We start from the raw sequence: 15,242 nt of genomic DNA, 5'->3' as shown, positions 1-15,242 counted from the left end.
CTCAATATGAGATTTCTGTAGGCATTGTTCATAAAAGGATGTTGAAAATCATTTCCATTACTACGTTCCATGTGATTGAAAAGATTTATAATCAAGCCTTGGTATGGTCCTCGGAAAGAAAAAGCATAGGACTGAGATCGTAGCTCATCATATAATATCGCAATAGCTTTTTCTCTATTAACCGGCTGTATAGAGTGAGTAGCAGGATGCTGATAGGAGGGACCAAAAGTAGCCCAATCGATGAAAGTTGATACTTGCCCGAGATGATAATGCTTTTTTAGTAAATCAACATCCATATCGCCACTTTGCATGTCATCGGCATTTCTGTCATTGAATCTTTTTTTTGTAGTGAAGATGATCAGTTTTTTGTCGATTCCTTTCATTTAAAAATCAATCCCTTTTATTCAAATGTTTGAGTATTATACATTTTCTGTTTGTAAAGTAGGTTAAGAATCTTCTCAACATTGTTCAGAGTCATCGACGCCCACACGATCATGCAGTGATGAACTTTAGCCGTGAGAGTAGTCATTTTCTAAAGAGTCATATTTGGAGGCAGATCACAAATTTAAATGAAAAAATCACATATGCAACAGATAACTGGCTCGAAAGTTATAATCCTGCATCGATTTCAGTGGCTTACGCCATATTCCACCCTACCTGATTTTCTCCTTATGTCATATTTGTGTTGTTTTCCTCCAAAAGTGAGTCAACTTTGCGCGCATGTTAAGTCAGATGGTTAGGTGCCAGATGAGCATATCGACGCACTATTTCGATGCTTTCCCATCCGCCTATTTCCTGCAGCGCGGACAGCGGAACGCCAGACTGGATTAAGCAGTTCGCTTAGGTGTGTCTTAGGGCATGAAAGCGGAAGTCTTTCACTCGCAACTGGATTGGGCGGTTATGAGCAGCGACAGCTCGGTGACGAAGGTGGCGGGTGAATGGGGGCGAGCTGAGCCGCAGAGCACGCGAACCAGACGCTGTCGCCGCTATTTGACAAGGAGCGTGAGTAGAACCGGCTGCGTGAGACGCAGCTGATAGATAAAATCAGTAACCGGGCGGCGGATATCCTACGGACAGAGGGGCAGATAGCCGCGACGAAGGCCGCAAACGAACAGATGAAGGATGTCACGCCGGGGCAGATGAAGACGGCAGAGGCGGAAGGCGAATCCGGGTAGAAAGCCAACGGCTGGGGACATCAGCGGGCAGGCTTACCAGACTTTCTATACCTAAATTAAAGGAGCAGTAGCTGAATCTGCTGGTTCTGAATATCCTGAAAGTTCCGAACAAAACCTGGCTGAAAAAGTTCAGCAGCAACTGGAGAAAAGAGTCATGCAAAATAAGAAAATTAAACTCTTATTATTATTGATTTCTTCATGGGTAGTGGGCCTTTTCATTATTCTTGTAGGTGGTCGAATATTTATATCTCTGGCATCCTATTTTTTATCAGGTGATTTTGATTTTTATCGAAATGACTTAGTCAGAGCAGCTGAAATATCAATTGGATGTGGGGTGATTATTGGCGTAGGACAATGTCTCATGTCGAAAGAGAAACCGTCCTCGCCTTCAAATCCTGAGTGATGTACGTAAATCATGGCCTTGTTGCCGGGATTTTACATTATGTGTCAGCCAGTTACCCTTCAGTCGCCAGCTGGATGATTAACCGTCCCGGCCCGGTGATTACCTCGATCTTTTGCCCGGTGGTAAAGCCCAGCGCTTCCAGCCAGCGTCCCTTGATGGTGAGCTGTGGCAGCGGGTTCGGCTGACCTTTATTGGGTCGGTATCCCACTCTGTAATAATGCGCCCGCGATTCGCTGGCGGCGGTTGTGGATGTGCGTGTCTCTGACTTATGATGCGTGTCAGCCATGATCAACTCCTTCTTAGTTGCTTATGGTCAGCGGCTGCTGCGGGTTGCCGCCCGCTTCAGCCGCGCAAAAATCTCTCTTTTCGCGCTTCCCGTTCTGTTATTCCCTGTTTAAATATACAACTTCTGCCCGGTAAACGCGCTGAAACTTAAATATAATGTTGCGATGCCTCTCTGGAAAAATGAATTCTTTCCATTTCACATTTTGCTTATCTCTTCTTTCTTATGAGGTCTGTAATATCTGCTCTGGGCGGGAATTCATATTGTGAATCTGTACTATTTGCCTTTAGTCCCTCTCAAAAATGCCGCTGCTACTTACACTTATCCTGTTTTTGTCTTTATGGTTACGCCTGAAACTCAGCGGGGTGCCGATGACGCGCTTTTTACAGACAGCGTCATTTAGCTTTGTGATATAACCAGATACCAGTGAAGGCAAGCAGCACAGAAAAAACGGCCTTTAGTAGAATCACTGTGAACTCGAAGCTATCCATAGCATTTTCACCATCACCATTAATGTGACCTGCAATCAATGATCTGATGAATCCTTCGGGTATAAGAACCCAGGAAGCGAAAAGGATTGCCATAAATATCCCTATTTTCATTGCGAGATACCCTTTGTGAAATGATGAACATCAATGCGGCAGTATGCATCCCCATCATACACCGGAGTCGACACTATTGAGTGGGTGAATCCTGAAGCTATTGCGAAGCCTTAAATATGCCAGCCACCACACTGAGTAATCACGCTGCCACAGCACGCCTCATCACACACTTTCCTTCCCCCTGCCGCAGTGCCATGATACCCCTCAACATCACCGTTCATGGCCAGCCCGCCACACAGCGCATAAACAGGGAACTCACCACCATGGAAAATAACCATCTGACAGACATCGCTGACGCCTTTCCTCAGTTAGCCATCGATCTCAAATATGCCACCGCCGACAACCTCACCGGGCAGCCAATCTACCGCGATGCGCGCTGTCTGCTACACGTTGATGCGGCGAAAGCGCTGGCGAAAAGTATCGATATTGCAGAGGTCGCGGGCTATACGCTGCTCATTCTCGACGCATACCGGCCTCCTGAAGCGCAGGCGATCCTCTGGCAGGCGTGCCCGAATCCGGACTATGTTGTTCCCCTGGCACTCGGCTCTAATCACAGCCGGGGCACGGCGGTGGATGTGACGCTGATCGACGAGCGCGGCGAGATAATGGATATGGGCACCGGCTTTGATGAGATGAGCGAGCACTCCCATCCTTATCATCCTGCGGTAGCCGTGCAGGCGCAGCGCAACCGGCTGCTGCTCAATGCCATCATGCTGGGAGGTGGGTTTACCGGCATTGCAACTGAATGGTGGCATTTTGAACTGCCCGATGCCGGGCGCTATCCACTCATCGAAGGGGTATTCGGCTGCTATGCAGCAACGCGAATGGAAAATATCAGCCTGTCTTCGTAAAGGACACAGGTTTTATTAGCGGCGAAAAGTTTATGCAGTAATAAATTTATAGGGATTGAGAGAACGGGCGGGGCAGGGCGCAGAAACAGGTACGTGAAATAAATACGCCGTGGCGGGAGCCACGGCGGCGATATTATGCAGACTGCCACTCACTTTCAACGTCAGCTTTGGCTTTAGAAAGGATGACTTTATTATCGTCAACCTCTTTCACCCAGCTGAAAGGAATAATGTGGTGTTTGCCGCCCGCTTCCGGATCGCTTTTCGCCAGCTTAATTTTGTCGTCACCTTCGAAATGATCGACGATACCGACATGTTCACCGTTAACATCAACAACCTGGGCGTGATCTAAAATTTCTGATTTATCTACCATGGTGGCTTAATCCTTATATTTAATGAGTTCAGTTGCCGTCAGACAAAACAAGCCTGGCTGTTAAATGCCGTTTTAGCCAGGCGATTAACAAAATGAAATAGTTAAGCTGACTGGCCCTGATGGCGATGATGATCAGACCGATGACCTCGCTGCAGGCCAGCCTGCAGGCGTTTTACCTTACTGAAAGGAGTGACCATGAGAGCAGTCAGTTTAATAACGGCCGAAGGCGGCGTCTGGATTAATCAGCCGCCGGTGCACAGTCTGGATGGTGAAACATTGCAGTTTGAAACCGCGTTAAACAGCGATTTCTGGCAGCGTACCTGGTACGGCTTCGAACGGCACAGCGGCCATGCATTTGGCTTCTGGGTGGAACATGACTTTACCGTTCAGGTGCAGGTGAGGGCGGACTTCAGCCAGCTTTATGACCAGGCCGGTCTGTTTATTCAGGACAGTGAAACGCACTGGGTTAAAGCAGGCATTGAGTTTAACGATGACCAGCCTGCTATCGGCAGCGTGGTCACGCGCGAGTTTTCTGACTGGTCTACCGGTGTTTTCCCCGGGGATGCGCGTCAGTTCTGGATGCGCGCCACGCTGGAAAAGGCGGCATTGCGAATCCAGTACTCCACCGACGGCCTGACCTGGCCACTGTTGCGGCTCTGTCCCTGGCCCGGTCAGGCGCGGCGTTTTGTCGGCGTGATGGGCTGCTCGCCGGAGCGACAGGGGCTGGCGATCCGTTTTTCCGACTTCAGGCTGGGGCCTCCCCTCAGTAAAGAGCTGCACGACCTGTCATAACCGGGGCGGCACATTGCATATCGTCGCGGAATCGGCTTAATTGTCAGGTCAGAATTTGCGGTGACGCGTCGTCCATGCAGGAGGACGCCTTTTCAGGGAAAGCTATGCGCTGTGCCACCTCGTTTACCACACTGCTGGTTATCAGCTGCTGCGCCGGATGGGCTCAGCAGGCCGCCGCCGATACCGTCTGGCTGAATAATGGCGACCGGCTCACCGGCACCATCCGTTACCTGAGCGATGGCAAGCTGGCAATAGAGACGCATTACGCCGGCACGGTCACGCTGGACTGGAATGCGGTCAGCACCCTCGCCAGCGACAATCCGGTGAATGTTGAAAACAAAAAAACCGGTGAACATTATCAGGTGCGGCTCTCCTCCTCTGATCCCGGCTACGTCTGGGTGGAACGCGACGAGCAGGAGCAGCAGGTCTCCGTCAGGCGCATCGATGAGTTTATGAAAGCCAAAGTCCGCAGCGATCAGCTCGCCTGGACCGGTAACATCGACGCCGGTATGAAGGTTAAAAAAGCCTCTACCAAAACGGACGACTACAGCTTTGCGCTCAACACCAAGCTGAACCAGGGAAAATGGCTGCATGATATTGGCGCAACCTACAATCGCGAGCAGGAAAATGAGAGCGTCAACACCGACAACTACAGCCTGCGCTACGCCGTTGACTATCTGTTCCGGGAGCAGTTCTTCTGGCAGGCACGCGCCACCTATAAGCGCGACTGGGTGGAGAATCTGTCGCGCCAGGCACTGATTGGCACCGGTCCCGGCTATCAACTGTGGGACACTGAACTTAGCAGCTTCTCACTCTCCCTGCTGGGTGGCGCCTTTGAGTATGGGTACAGCGATGACCGGGAAGAGCGCCACTTTGGCGGCTCGCTGCGCTGGAACTATCAGCGCTATCTGCTGGGCAAATCGGTCACGCTCTACAGCAACGGTGATGTCGGTCATTCGCTGGATGACGACGGCGTATTCATGCTGGATGCGGAAGCTGGCCTGCGCTACAGCCTGACCTCCTGGTCGACCCTGCATGTTGGCTACCATCGTAATCTGGTCAGCGGCATTCCTGATACCCTGAACGAAGGGATCTTCTCCACCGGATTAGGCCTGAAGTGGTAACCCGCTGACGACACACTGTTGCAGCAAATCCTTACGGTTTTTATCCGGTTACGGGCGCGGGATTGGCTAAGCTGCTTCTATTGTCACAACGGGAACACAGAAGATGATCGTAAGCAGCAGGGTATATCGTCCGGGATGCGCGGGCGAAGAGATAGACGTTGAGGATATCAGCGACGTGATTAAAGAGCCGGAGGCGTTTATCTGGCTCGGCCTGTGGCAGCCAGACGCGGCGTTTATGGCAAAGATCAAGGAAGAGTTCGGACTCCACGAACTGGCCGTTGAAGATGCGCTGAATGCGCACCAGCGGCCCAAGATCGAACATTATGGCGAGTCGCTGTTTATCGTGGTGAAAACGGTGCGTGCGAAAGATGACAGCTGTGAACTGGGCGAAACCCATTTCTTTGTCGGAAAAAATTTCCTGATCAGCATCCGTCACGGTGCTTCGGAGAGCTACAGTCCGGTGCGCGAGCGGGCGGCTGAAAACCCGGCGCTGCTGAAACTGGGGCCGGGTTATCCGCTCTACTGCCTGCTCGATTTTATTGTCGACCGTTATGCCGAACTCTCCACCTCACTGAACGAACGCGTCGGGCAGATGGAGAACGATCTCTTCACCAGCGAATTTGACCGCCGATCGGTACAGGCGGTCTATACCGTGCGGCGGCAACTGCTGAAGCTGCGCAATGCGGCACTGCCGCTGGAGGAGATCTGCAACCAGCTTATTCACCTGCATGAGGATCTGATCCCGCGCCCGCTGCGTGCCTATATCCGGGACGTGCAGGATCACGCCCGCCATGTGGTGACCGATGCGGAAGATATGCGCGAGATGCTCACCAGTGCCATGCAGGTCAATCTGGCGCTGGTGACGGTGCAGCAGAATGAGGTGGTGAAAAAGCTGGCGGGGTGGGGCGCTATCCTGGTGATCCCGACCGTGGTGTTCAGCATGTATGGCATGAACTTCGAACATATGCCGGAGCTGAAGTCGCATTATGGCTATCCGCTGGCAGTCGGGCTGACGCTGCTTGCCTGCGGCGGATTGTGGGCCAGGCTGCGTCGCTCCGGCTGGCTGTAGGGCAATACAGAGGCGGACGAATTAATTCTCCGCCTCGCTTAATGCTTATTTTCGTTATTTAAGCGCAGCGCATCCGGCACGGCGATAATATCTTTTTTATCGCTGTTCACCGGATAGCAATTAATGTGGTTCTGCACGTGTTGTTATTCCTTCCCGGTCGATGCTGGCTGAACTTTTATTTCTTCACTACGATAAACTGACAAAACGAGAGGCGACTTACCGTCTGGCGAAATAAGCCTGACGCTGATGAGAGGCAATAAGATCAGGAGAGAGTCAGATGAAAGAACGGCTTGCGGCGGCGTGTCTCTCCTCATCCGTCACGCACTCCGGCGGATCTGAGGATTCGGGACGATACTGCCATGAATGACAGCGACTGGGTGCTGGCAATTGCCCGGACGCAGTTTGCGCTGACCATGGGCATGCATATTATGCTGGCGGCGCTGACGCTGGGACTGGCCCCCTTTCTGGTGTGGTTTGAGGCGCGCTGGCTGTGGGGAAAGCAGCAGGCTGCACGGGATGCGCTGCACTTCTGGCTGACGCTCTTTTCCCTGACGGTGGCGATAGGTGCCGCCTCCGGCGTCGTCATGGAGTTTCAGTTCGGCACGCACTGGGCGCGCTTTTCACAGCAGGCCGGCGGCGTGATTGGGCCATTAATGTTCTATGAGGTGCTTGTCGCGTTTTTTCTCGAATCGGCCCTGACCGGAGTGATGCTGTTCGGTTTCAACAAAATCCGGCCCGGCGTGCATTTTGCTGTGACCTGTCTGGTGGCGTTCGGCGCGCTGCTCAGTGCCTTCTGGATTCTGGCCGCTAACTCATGGATGCAGACGCCGGTCGGCTTTACGCGGGATCCGAACGGGGTTTTTCTGGCGGACAGCTGGCGGTCGCTTTTGCAGGCACCCTCCTTTCTGTGGCGCTTCAGCCATATGGTGGTCGGGTCCCTGATTGCCGTGGCGGTGATGATCGCGGGCGTGGCGGCGTGGCGACTCCGCCATTTCAGCGGGGAGGCGGCTTCGCGTCTGATGCTCAATAGCGCGCTGACGTTGCTGCTGTTTGCGGTGCCACTACAGATCGTTCTCGGCGATCTGCACGGTGAAAACACCCGCGACTACCAGCCCGCTAAACTGGCTGCGATGGAAGGCAGCTGGCACCAGCCAGCCCCCGGCGAGGGGGAGCCTCTGCGGCTGTTTGCGCTGCCGGACCAGCAGGCGCAGCGCAACATTCTGGAGGTCACTCTGCCCGCACTCGGATCGCTCTATCTGCGCCACAACCTCTCCGGCCACATTAAAAGCCTGAGCGAATTTCCTGCGGATGCCATCCCCCCGGTGCTCCCGGTCTTTTTCGCTTTTCGCCTGATGGTGGGGCTGGGGGTGATTATCCTGGCGACCACGCTGGCGGCGAATCTGCAGCGCTGGCGGGGAGGGCTGACCACGTCGGGGCGCTTTCTGCGCTGGCTGACATGGCTCTCACCGGCGGGCTTTATTGCCCTGTTGTCAGGCTGGGTCGTGACCGAAGTCGGGCGTCAGCCGTGGACGGTCTATGGCCTGTTACGCACCGCACAAAGCGTCTCGCCGCTGTCACTCAGCAGCACGCTGGGCATCTTCGTGGCGGTGCTGCTGATCTATGCGCTGACCTTCGCCCTCGGCTTACGCTATCTGCTGCGCCGGGTTAAAGGTGAGATGCCATCGGGAGAACCGGTGGTGATTGCGCTGAAAACGCCCCATTAGGAGAGTGACATGGCCGAACTCTCTGCGCTGATTATCTGTCTCTCTCTGCTGCTCTACCTGCTGCTGGATGGCACGGATCTGGGCGTGGGGATGCTTTTCTGCTGGTTTCACGATGATGAACAGCGTGAACTGATGACGCACAGCATTCTGCCGGTGTGGGATGCGAATGAAACCTGGCTGGTGCTGGCGGCGGGTGGGCTGCTGGCGCTGTTTCCGCCGGTCTATGCGCTGCTGTTCAGTCAGCTGAGTGTCCCGCTGTTTGCCATGCTGCTGGCGCTGCTGGTGCGGGCGATGGCACTGGAGTATCGCGCTCAGAGTTCTCCCCGCCTGCGTCGCTGGCTGGATCGCCTCATGGCGGGCAGCTCCGCGCTGGCGACCTTTATTCAGGGCTGGTGCGCCGGCATGATCATCAGCGCTCAGCCGCAGACCGGCCTGCCGGATGGGCTGAGTCTGGTGCCGCTGCTCAGCGGCGCAGGCCTGATCGCGATCAATTCGCTGCTGGCCTGCTGCTGGATTGGCTGGCGCATTGGTGATCGGGTACAGCCGCTGGCGGCGGCACTGAGCTGGCTGTGGTGGCTGCTGGCGCTGGTTATTTTTCTGGCCGACCTCTATCTCAATGCCGATCTCTGGCGGCAGAGCTGGCAGCGACCGCCGGGCAGGATCGCGGCAGGCGCGATAGTATTGCTCTGGATCGCCCTGCCGGTGGCCTTGTGGCGCGCCAGGCCGCTACTGCAACTCATTCTGACGCTGATGCTGATTAGCGCACTCTTTAGCGGCGTATTGTGTGGCCTCTATCCGTGGCTGGTGCCCTATCAGTTTACGCTCAGCGACAGCGCCGCTTCACCGGTCACGCAGGGTTTTGTGCTGGTGGGAGCGGTGATTGCGATGCCGCTCACGCTGCTCTACCACAGCTGGTCGTTCTGGGTTGAGCGCCGCGCGAAATAATGCCCGTCCGCTATGCTTCAGGCAGCGTGCTGCAGAGGCGGGTACGCTTACCAGAGGGAATGAGAGTGAAAAGAGATCGCATTGTGAGTCGGGACTACCCGATAAAAGAAGATCTTCGCTGGGTACGGCGTGAATGGCTGATTCAGCGGGCAGGGGAGTATCTGTTAATTCTGCTGGTGATTCTGGGGGCGTGCGGCCTCTTTTCTAAAGGGGTGCTGAGCGAGGGTCATAGCCGGTCGCCAGACGGCACACTTCAGGTTGAATATGAACGGTTCGGCCGGACCGAAAGCAATATGGATATGCGGATTGGCTACAACGCACCCGCCGGCGATCGCTTCACGATCACGATTGGCGGCGGCGCGCTGAATAATCTGCAGATCCAGACGCTGCAGCCGCAGCCGCTGGAAGCCGTGACGATCGGCAGCGATCTGCGGCTGACCTTTTCCAGCGGTGACACCGGGGCGGATCACGCAATCTGGCTCGGCCTGCAGCCACGCGATGCGGGCCTGATCCACGTCACGATTCAGGGCGATGATCACGCGCCGGCCCGATTTACCCAATGGATCTATCCCTGACAGAGGCACTTTATGGAAACGGTTTTACGCGCTGCAGCGATCTACCTGGTTCTGATGGTGGTGTTCAAAATTGCGGGCAGACGCACGCTGTTGCAGATGACCTCTTTCGATCTGATTCTGCTGCTGATTATCAGCGAAGCCACGCAGCAGGCGCTGCTGGGCGATGATTTCTCGGTGACGGGCGCGGCGCTGACGATTATCACGCTGGTGACGATCGACATCGTACTGGGAAAACTGAAAAGCCGCTTTCCGGTGGTGGAGCAGGCGATCGATGGCGGTCCGGTGATTCTGGTGGAAAACGGCAACCTGCTGACCGAACGCATGAAGATGACCGGGATTGATCCTGACGATGTGCTGGAGGCGGCGCGTTCCGGACCGGGACTGGAACGGTTTGATCAGATTAAGTATGCCGTGCTGGAGGTCAACGGACATATTTCGGTTATCCCCCGCGCGGACAGCTGACCGCCTCAGACGGCAGGTTTCGCCGGGCTGCAGATGCCACGCCCGGCGGGCAGGGTGAATCTCGCTTCGCTTGCTATTCAGCCGATCTGCGCCAGGCTGAGTAACCGAACCGTGTTTTATTTTCTGAGCTGGCCTGACACTCAATCAGCGTTATGCTTAACAAGTCAGGTATATAGTGAATGATTTTAACCGTTTTACGTTCTATCCGGTCACCGGCTGGCACATCGGCCCGTTAAGCGGGCACGCCGCGCTGGTGCTGCAGTTCAGCTACCTCGATCCTCAGGTCCCACGCGCGCGATCGGCGCAGGAGTCGCTGTTTTTCGGCCTGACCATCGAGATGGCGAAAGAGCTGGTCAGCACCCTCACCACGCAGATCAACGACGCCGAAAAGAACGGCACTCAGCATTAACCCCGCGATGTGACATCCGCTATTCCGCTGTCGGACCGGCAGGGGCATAAACCTGTATGGCCCCTGCGATCAGGCGGAAATGGGCGGGCGTCTGTCCGATAATCTCGCCGTCTGCATTGATGTAATGGGGACGACGCGTTTCGATGGTGAGCGCCGTCGTGCTGAAGGTGCGCACGTTGCGCCAGCGACCCTGCGTACCCCATCGCAGAAAGGGCAGCAGCGCAATCAGCTGCCAGCTGTGCCGGACCTCCAGGCTGTAAACGTCCAGCAGCCCGTCGTCCGGTGCGGCGCGCGCTTCGACCGTCATCCCTCCGCCATAAAAACGGCCGTTGCCCACGGAAACCTGAACGGTCCGGATGGGCGTGCGCTGCTCCTCATGGATCAGGGTGGCGCTGAACGGACGGCTCTGACGCAGCAGCCGCAACGCCGCCAGAGCATAACCGCCGACCCCCCAGCGTTTTTTTGATTCTGCGGTGAGATTGCGCGCCAGCTCGGCGGAAAAGCCGATGCTGGAGACGTTGAGGAACAGATGCTGATTCACCTCCCCCAGATCGACTGCGCGCAGCTGCCCGTCAGTGATAATCTGCACCGCCTGCTCCAGCGTGGCGGGGATGCCGAGCGTCCGGGCAAAGTCGTTGGCGGTGCCCAGCGGCAGGATCCCCAGCGGCAGGCCGGTCTGCATCACGCCCGGCGCGGCGGCGTTAAGCGTGCCGTCGCCCCCGCCAACGATCACCGCATCAATGCGATGGGCATAAGCCGCGATGAGTTCGCGGTAGCTGCGGCTCTCCTCCTCAGCCGGTTGCAGCAGGGTGATACCCGCCTGAGTCAGCAGCGTCCTGGCCCGGCTGGCCGCCGCACGGCCTTTACGCGAACGCGGATTGATCAGCAGCAGGGCGGTTTTCAGAGGGTGAGACATATTTTTCCGTCATCCTGATGTCAAAATGGCTGGCACGAGGCGGAAAGTACAGCATCGGTATGCGCGGTGAACAACCCTGCTTGCGCTACTTTACGTAACCACCGGCGTGCCATAAATGGCGATAAAAATCGTCTACACTACCAGGGTCGGTTCCATATCGAGGAGTGACAATGACAGAAGATGAATTCAGAAAACGATTAGCCGGAGAGGGGTTTGACGAGCCACTGCTGGTGGAACGTGCGCCCGCCACCGAGCTCGACAATCATGTCCATACCTTCGAAGCCCTGGCCCTGATCCTCAGTGGTGATATCACCATCAGTACAGAACAGGGCGAGACCACTTACTATCCGGGAGAGACGTTTCACCTGCAGCCGAATGAGCTGCATCGTGAGGCGTTCGGGCCGCAGGGCGTCCGCTACCTGGCGGGCCGGAAATATGAGTGACGGGCGGGCAGTATGACGGTTTCTGACGATCTCTTTGCCCGCCTGGCGCGCTCGCCCTTCCGCCAGCGCTTTCGACTGGGGCGCGCGGAGTATGATTATGCGCTGAGTAAAGGCGAGCCGGTGTTGCGTGAGCATGCCGCAGAGTTTGTTGCACAGCGGCTGGCGCCTGCCCGGCCCGCGCGTGATGGCAAACAGACGCCGATGCGCGGTCATCCGGTGTTTATCGCCCAGCACGCCACCGCGACCTGCTGTCGCGGCTGTCTGAGCAAATGGCACAATATTGCTCAGCAGCAGCCCCTGAGCGCAGAGCAGCAGGCCTATGTGGTGTCAGTGCTGTTGCAGTGGATCAGCGATCAGATGCAGCGTCCCGCACCGCCCGCGCGGATGGTCAGAAAGACGACGAAGCCGGATGACGATCCGCAGCTCGCGCTCTGGTAGCGGACGATCAGGCTGCCCCGGAGGGAATTTTCTGGTGAAAACTGGCCCTTTTTCATTCCTGGTTTATTCTTAAATCTTTCCTGGAATCGCTATGCCAGGATTAAAACCTACACGGCAACAATGAATACAGAGGGAATTATGAAGAAATCAATTATTGCACTGTCTGCTATTTTGCTGGCCTCGCCGGTATTTGCTGCTACCACTACCGATAACACCGTTGCGGAAGCGCACAAAGGCGCGGATACCGCTAAAGAAAAACTGCATCATGCGCAGAATCAGGGCGAAGAGCTGAAGCTGAAATCTGAGCACGCGGCGGAAGGCAAGAGCCACACCACCGGCAGCAAAATCAGCGAAGGCACCCAGAAGGGCTGGCACAAAACGAAAGAAGGTGCCGAGAAAGGCTGGGATAAAACCAAGCAGGGCGCTGAAGATCTGAAAAACAAAGCGACCAACTGATTCGCTACCATTTCAGATAAAAAAGAACCCACCGAAAGGTGGGTTTTTTATGGCTGCAATGCCAGGGCAGATTGCTTTGATATTGAGCCAGCCCCGGGAGCAGGGGCAGATCGGAAAGTCGCTTATGCCATCCATGGCCGCTCGGCCCGCACCGTCCCTGGCGCGGGACGCTTTCCTCTTCTGACCCTGTTCCCGACGCGTTGCGCGTTTTCATTGTTGCCTGATTAACCGGGTCTTAAATTTTGTAGCCTCTGAAAACCCACCGAAAGGTGGGTTTTTTCATTTCCAGAGAAAATCAGGTTTTGCTGGCGGCGGCTTTTTCTTTCTCTGCCGCCGCTAAGGCTGAGACTTTCATCTCCGCGTCAGCCGCTGCTTCGGCCGCAACGGCGGCGGCTTCTGCCGCGGCCTCGGCGGCGGTCTCAGACTGTTTCTTGCCCTCTTCGATCACCTCTTCGTCGATGACTTCGATGTTCTCGCGATTATCGCGACCGGAGAGCAGGTTCCAGCAGGCGATGAACAGCGCCGCAATCACCGGACCGATGACAAAACCGTTGATGCCATAAATCTCCATCCCGCCCAGCGTGGCGATCAGGATCAGGTAGTCAGGCATTTTGGTGTCTTTACCGACCAGCAGCGGACGCAGGATGTTATCCACCAGCCCCACAATCACCACGAAGAAACCGACCAGGAAGAGGCCTTTCCACACGGCACCGGTGGCAAAGAAGAAGACCGCTGCAGGCACCCAGATAATGGCGGAGCCGACGGCCGGGATCAGAGAGAGGAACGCCATCAGCGCCCCCCACAGCAGGCTGCCGTCAATGCCGGTGAACCAGAAGGCCAGCCCGCCGAGAATACCCTGCACGATGCCGACCACAACCGTGCCTTTGACCGTCGCACGCGCCACCGCGGCAAACTTCACCAGCAGGTGATGCTTGACGTAGGTCGAAAGCGGCAGCGCTTCCAGGATCAGATGCACCAGATAGGAGCCATCTTTCAGCAGGAAGAACAGCAGATAGAGCATCACGCCAAAACCGACGGTAAAGCTGAAGGTGCCCCTGCCGATGATGAATGCGCTGCCTGCCAGGTACTGGCCGCCCTTGAGGGCAAACGAGGAGAGCTTCTGCTGAATCTCTCCGGCGGTATCGAGATTATTTTCAGCCAGATAGTGTTTTGCCCAGCGCGGCAGATGCTGCAGCAGGTCGGCGAAAACCGCCGGGAACTGCGCCGAGTTGGTCTGCAGCTTGTGATAGACCGCATTGGTTTCGACCACCAGCGATGAGGCGATAATGGCCAGCGGCGTAAACACAATCAGACAGATGCAGAGCAGGGTGAGCAGTGCGGCCAGGCCATTGCGTTCCCCCAGCCGGCCCCGCAGATAACTTTTCAGCGGATGGAAAATGACCGCCAGAATTGCCGCCCATAAAATCGGCGAGAAATAGGGCGAAAGCACCTCAAAAAAGGCGAACGTGGCGATCGCCAGAATCAAAATGAAAAATCCGATGTTCAATCCTTTAAAACGCATGGAAAAACCTCATCTGGAACATACTCTGATAAACCCGAAGCACGAATTTTCCGTGTCTGGCTTCGCTTGCACTGACCGTTCATCACTGAATATCGATCAGGCTTTACTCTTTAAACGCTGCCGGTGGCAGCTTCATGCAGGCTAACGCGTTGAAATTCAGGGCAGAAGCGGGGAACGGCGGATGTGCGTTCACGGCGTCGCGCCCGGACAGTCACGCACGGCAACTGACCATCACGCGCGGGATCCTACCTTAGCGTAGCGGTTTCAACCATTATTGGTAGGTCAGTCACTCATGATCGCGGCGGAATCTGCCGATAACCCGGTTATTGAGGTGAACATCGGGCGATGAAAAATGCATAACAGGATAATTCTGGCGGCGCTGCTGGCGCTGTCGCTGACAGGCTGTGCCACCAAGCACTATCCGCAGGCCACGGCGGTGACGCCGGAAGAGACGGCGATGCTCAGTTGTGGCGCGCTGGATCAGGAGCTGGTGAAAGCGCACGGCGTACAGAGCGATATTGAGCAGACCGGTCGGTTTGACGCCCTGACCGTGCTGGGCTTCGTCGGCGATTTTGGTCTGGGTAATGGCATTGCAAAATACAATGCCAGCCAGAAGGTGGCGCGGCGCGTCAGCCAGTTGCAGTCGCTGAAAGCCGCGAAGTGCAGCCAGCCTCTTGCGTAGC

The 15,242-nt window shown here is 55.8% G+C and carries 19 protein-coding genes and 1 pseudogene; 14 read left to right on the top strand and 6 right to left on the bottom strand.

Annotated elements, in window-relative coordinates:
- Both FJW00_RS14790 and FJW00_RS14785 read right to left on the bottom strand, forming a co-directional pair.
- Window positions 1-383, bottom strand: a 383-nt coding sequence (locus tag FJW00_RS14790) for a DUF3289 family protein (protein ID WP_140924623.1), incomplete at its 3' end; no start/stop codon positions are given.
- 343 nt (window positions 384-726) lie between these two features.
- A pseudogene (locus tag FJW00_RS14785) lies at window positions 727-879 on the bottom strand (tyrosine-type recombinase/integrase); the annotation flags it as partial.
- A 450-nt stretch (window positions 880-1,329) separates the two neighbouring features.
- On the opposite strand from FJW00_RS14785, the gene FJW00_RS14780 reads away from it, so the two are divergent.
- Window positions 1,330-1,578, top strand: a complete 249-nt coding sequence (locus tag FJW00_RS14780) for a hypothetical protein (RefSeq protein ID WP_140028199.1) — start codon at window positions 1,330-1,332, stop codon at window positions 1,576-1,578.
- Between the two features lie 52 nt (window positions 1,579-1,630).
- On the opposite strand, the gene FJW00_RS14775 is transcribed toward FJW00_RS14780, so the two are convergent.
- Entirely contained in the window at window positions 1,631-1,864 is a 234-nt protein-coding gene (locus FJW00_RS14775; RefSeq protein WP_058956340.1) for a SymE family type I addiction module toxin, read from the bottom strand.
- 862 nt (window positions 1,865-2,726) lie between these two features.
- Here FJW00_RS14775 and ddpX point away from each other — a divergent pair.
- A complete protein-coding gene (gene ddpX, locus FJW00_RS14765) occupies window positions 2,727-3,314 on the top strand; it encodes a D-alanyl-D-alanine dipeptidase (RefSeq protein WP_140924621.1) in 588 nt (195 codons plus the stop codon).
- 133 nt (window positions 3,315-3,447) lie between these two features.
- Here the strand turns inward: ddpX and FJW00_RS14760 are convergent, their stop codons facing one another.
- The gene (locus tag FJW00_RS14760) at window positions 3,448-3,684 is read right to left on the bottom strand and encodes a DUF2171 domain-containing protein (RefSeq protein WP_003854080.1); all 237 of its coding nucleotides are present in this window, start codon (window positions 3,682-3,684) and stop codon (window positions 3,448-3,450) included.
- Window positions 3,685-3,879: 195 nt separating this feature from the next.
- Here FJW00_RS14760 and FJW00_RS14755 point away from each other — a divergent pair, with 195 nt between their 5' ends.
- The 8 genes from FJW00_RS14755 (at window position 3,880) to FJW00_RS14720 (ending at window position 10,784) form a co-directional block, all read left to right on the top strand.
- Window positions 3,880-4,476 carry a DUF1349 domain-containing protein gene (locus tag FJW00_RS14755; RefSeq protein ID WP_140924619.1) on the top strand — a complete coding sequence of 199 codons (597 nt, stop codon included), beginning with the start codon at window positions 3,880-3,882 and terminating at the stop codon, window positions 4,474-4,476.
- A gap of 104 nt (window positions 4,477-4,580) precedes the next feature.
- On the top strand, window positions 4,581-5,600 hold the full coding sequence (locus FJW00_RS14750) for a DUF481 domain-containing protein (RefSeq protein WP_140924617.1): 1,020 nt from the start codon (window positions 4,581-4,583) through the stop codon (window positions 5,598-5,600).
- Window positions 5,601-5,703: 103 nt separating this feature from the next.
- Window positions 5,704-6,669 carry a magnesium and cobalt transport protein CorA gene (locus FJW00_RS14745; RefSeq protein WP_009091558.1) on the top strand — a complete coding sequence of 322 codons (966 nt, stop codon included), beginning with the start codon at window positions 5,704-5,706 and terminating at the stop codon, window positions 6,667-6,669.
- 359 nt (window positions 6,670-7,028) lie between these two features.
- Window positions 7,029-8,393 carry a cytochrome ubiquinol oxidase subunit I gene (locus tag FJW00_RS14740; RefSeq protein WP_140924615.1) on the top strand — a complete coding sequence of 455 codons (1,365 nt, stop codon included), beginning with the start codon at window positions 7,029-7,031 and terminating at the stop codon, window positions 8,391-8,393.
- Between the two features lie 9 nt (window positions 8,394-8,402).
- Window positions 8,403-9,338 (top strand): cytochrome d ubiquinol oxidase subunit II, encoded by a 936-nt coding sequence (locus tag FJW00_RS14735; protein WP_140924613.1) that lies wholly within the window; start codon window positions 8,403-8,405, stop codon window positions 9,336-9,338.
- Between the two features lie 65 nt (window positions 9,339-9,403).
- On the top strand, window positions 9,404-9,913 hold the full coding sequence (locus FJW00_RS14730) for a hypothetical protein (protein WP_223813776.1): 510 nt from the start codon (window positions 9,404-9,406) through the stop codon (window positions 9,911-9,913).
- A 12-nt stretch (window positions 9,914-9,925) separates the two neighbouring features.
- Window positions 9,926-10,375 (top strand): DUF421 domain-containing protein, encoded by a 450-nt coding sequence (locus tag FJW00_RS14725; RefSeq protein ID WP_009091550.1) that lies wholly within the window; start codon window positions 9,926-9,928, stop codon window positions 10,373-10,375.
- 175 nt (window positions 10,376-10,550) lie between these two features.
- Complete coding sequence (locus FJW00_RS14720) at window positions 10,551-10,784, top strand: BssS family protein (protein ID WP_009091549.1); 234 nt, start codon at window positions 10,551-10,553, stop codon at window positions 10,782-10,784.
- 19 nt (window positions 10,785-10,803) lie between these two features.
- Here FJW00_RS14720 and FJW00_RS14715 read toward each other — a convergent pair whose 3' ends face one another.
- On the bottom strand, window positions 10,804-11,700 hold the full coding sequence (locus FJW00_RS14715; RefSeq protein ID WP_140924610.1) for a lipid kinase: 897 nt from the start codon (window positions 11,698-11,700) through the stop codon (window positions 10,804-10,806).
- A 170-nt stretch (window positions 11,701-11,870) separates the two neighbouring features.
- Here FJW00_RS14715 and FJW00_RS14710 point away from each other — a divergent pair, with 170 nt between their 5' ends.
- The 3 genes from FJW00_RS14710 to FJW00_RS14700 all read left to right on the top strand — a co-directional run bounded on the left by FJW00_RS14710 (window position 11,871) and on the right by FJW00_RS14700 (window position 13,037).
- On the top strand, window positions 11,871-12,143 hold the full coding sequence (locus FJW00_RS14710; protein WP_140924608.1) for a cupin domain-containing protein: 273 nt from the start codon (window positions 11,871-11,873) through the stop codon (window positions 12,141-12,143).
- Between the two features lie 12 nt (window positions 12,144-12,155).
- Entirely contained in the window at window positions 12,156-12,581 is a 426-nt protein-coding gene (locus tag FJW00_RS14705; RefSeq protein WP_140924606.1) for a DUF4186 domain-containing protein, read from the top strand.
- A 138-nt stretch (window positions 12,582-12,719) separates the two neighbouring features.
- Window positions 12,720-13,037, top strand: coding sequence for a KPN_00521 family repetitive protein (locus FJW00_RS14700; protein ID WP_033736382.1), 318 nt, complete (start codon window positions 12,720-12,722; stop codon window positions 13,035-13,037).
- A gap of 295 nt (window positions 13,038-13,332) precedes the next feature.
- Here the strand turns inward: FJW00_RS14700 and FJW00_RS14695 are convergent, their stop codons facing one another.
- Window positions 13,333-14,559, bottom strand: coding sequence for an AI-2E family transporter (locus tag FJW00_RS14695; protein WP_140924604.1), 1,227 nt, complete (start codon window positions 14,557-14,559; stop codon window positions 13,333-13,335).
- Window positions 14,560-14,911: 352 nt separating this feature from the next.
- On the opposite strand from FJW00_RS14695, the gene FJW00_RS14690 reads away from it, so the two are divergent.
- On the top strand, window positions 14,912-15,241 hold the full coding sequence (locus FJW00_RS14690) for a hypothetical protein (protein WP_009091543.1): 330 nt from the start codon (window positions 14,912-14,914) through the stop codon (window positions 15,239-15,241).
- The last annotated feature ends 1 nt before the right edge of the window (window position 15,242 follow it).

This window comes from Pantoea anthophila, assembly GCF_006494375.1.
In the GTDB taxonomy this organism is placed as follows: domain Bacteria; phylum Pseudomonadota; class Gammaproteobacteria; order Enterobacterales; family Enterobacteriaceae; genus Pantoea; species Pantoea anthophila.
The sequence above is the reverse complement of the archived record's forward strand: the minus strand, read 5'-3'. Positions and strand labels throughout refer to the sequence as shown.

Bases quoted from the DNA above. Each gene is read 5' to 3' on its own strand.
- FJW00_RS14780 (WP_140028199.1), top strand. From the start codon at position 1,330: ATGCAAAATAAGAAAATTAAACTCTTATTATTATTGATTTCTTCATGG.
- FJW00_RS14775 (WP_058956340.1), bottom strand. From the start codon at position 1,864: ATGGCTGACACGCATCATAAGTCAGAGACACGCACATCCACAACCGCC.
- ddpX (WP_140924621.1), top strand. From the start codon at position 2,727: ATGGAAAATAACCATCTGACAGACATCGCTGACGCCTTTCCTCAGTTA.
- FJW00_RS14760 (WP_003854080.1), bottom strand. From the start codon at position 3,684: ATGGTAGATAAATCAGAAATTTTAGATCACGCCCAGGTTGTTGATGTT.
- FJW00_RS14755 (WP_140924619.1), top strand. From the start codon at position 3,880: ATGAGAGCAGTCAGTTTAATAACGGCCGAAGGCGGCGTCTGGATTAAT.
- FJW00_RS14750 (WP_140924617.1), top strand. From the start codon at position 4,581: ATGCGCTGTGCCACCTCGTTTACCACACTGCTGGTTATCAGCTGCTGC.
- FJW00_RS14745 (WP_009091558.1), top strand. From the start codon at position 5,704: ATGATCGTAAGCAGCAGGGTATATCGTCCGGGATGCGCGGGCGAAGAG.
- FJW00_RS14740 (WP_140924615.1), top strand. From the start codon at position 7,029: ATGAATGACAGCGACTGGGTGCTGGCAATTGCCCGGACGCAGTTTGCG.
- FJW00_RS14735 (WP_140924613.1), top strand. From the start codon at position 8,403: ATGGCCGAACTCTCTGCGCTGATTATCTGTCTCTCTCTGCTGCTCTAC.
- FJW00_RS14725 (WP_009091550.1), top strand. From the start codon at position 9,926: ATGGAAACGGTTTTACGCGCTGCAGCGATCTACCTGGTTCTGATGGTG.
- FJW00_RS14715 (WP_140924610.1), bottom strand. From the start codon at position 11,700: ATGTCTCACCCTCTGAAAACCGCCCTGCTGCTGATCAATCCGCGTTCG.
- FJW00_RS14710 (WP_140924608.1), top strand. From the start codon at position 11,871: ATGACAGAAGATGAATTCAGAAAACGATTAGCCGGAGAGGGGTTTGAC.
- FJW00_RS14705 (WP_140924606.1), top strand. From the start codon at position 12,156: ATGACGGTTTCTGACGATCTCTTTGCCCGCCTGGCGCGCTCGCCCTTC.
- FJW00_RS14700 (WP_033736382.1), top strand. From the start codon at position 12,720: ATGAAGAAATCAATTATTGCACTGTCTGCTATTTTGCTGGCCTCGCCG.
- FJW00_RS14695 (WP_140924604.1), bottom strand. From the start codon at position 14,559: ATGCGTTTTAAAGGATTGAACATCGGATTTTTCATTTTGATTCTGGCG.
- FJW00_RS14690 (WP_009091543.1), top strand. From the start codon at position 14,912: ATGCATAACAGGATAATTCTGGCGGCGCTGCTGGCGCTGTCGCTGACA.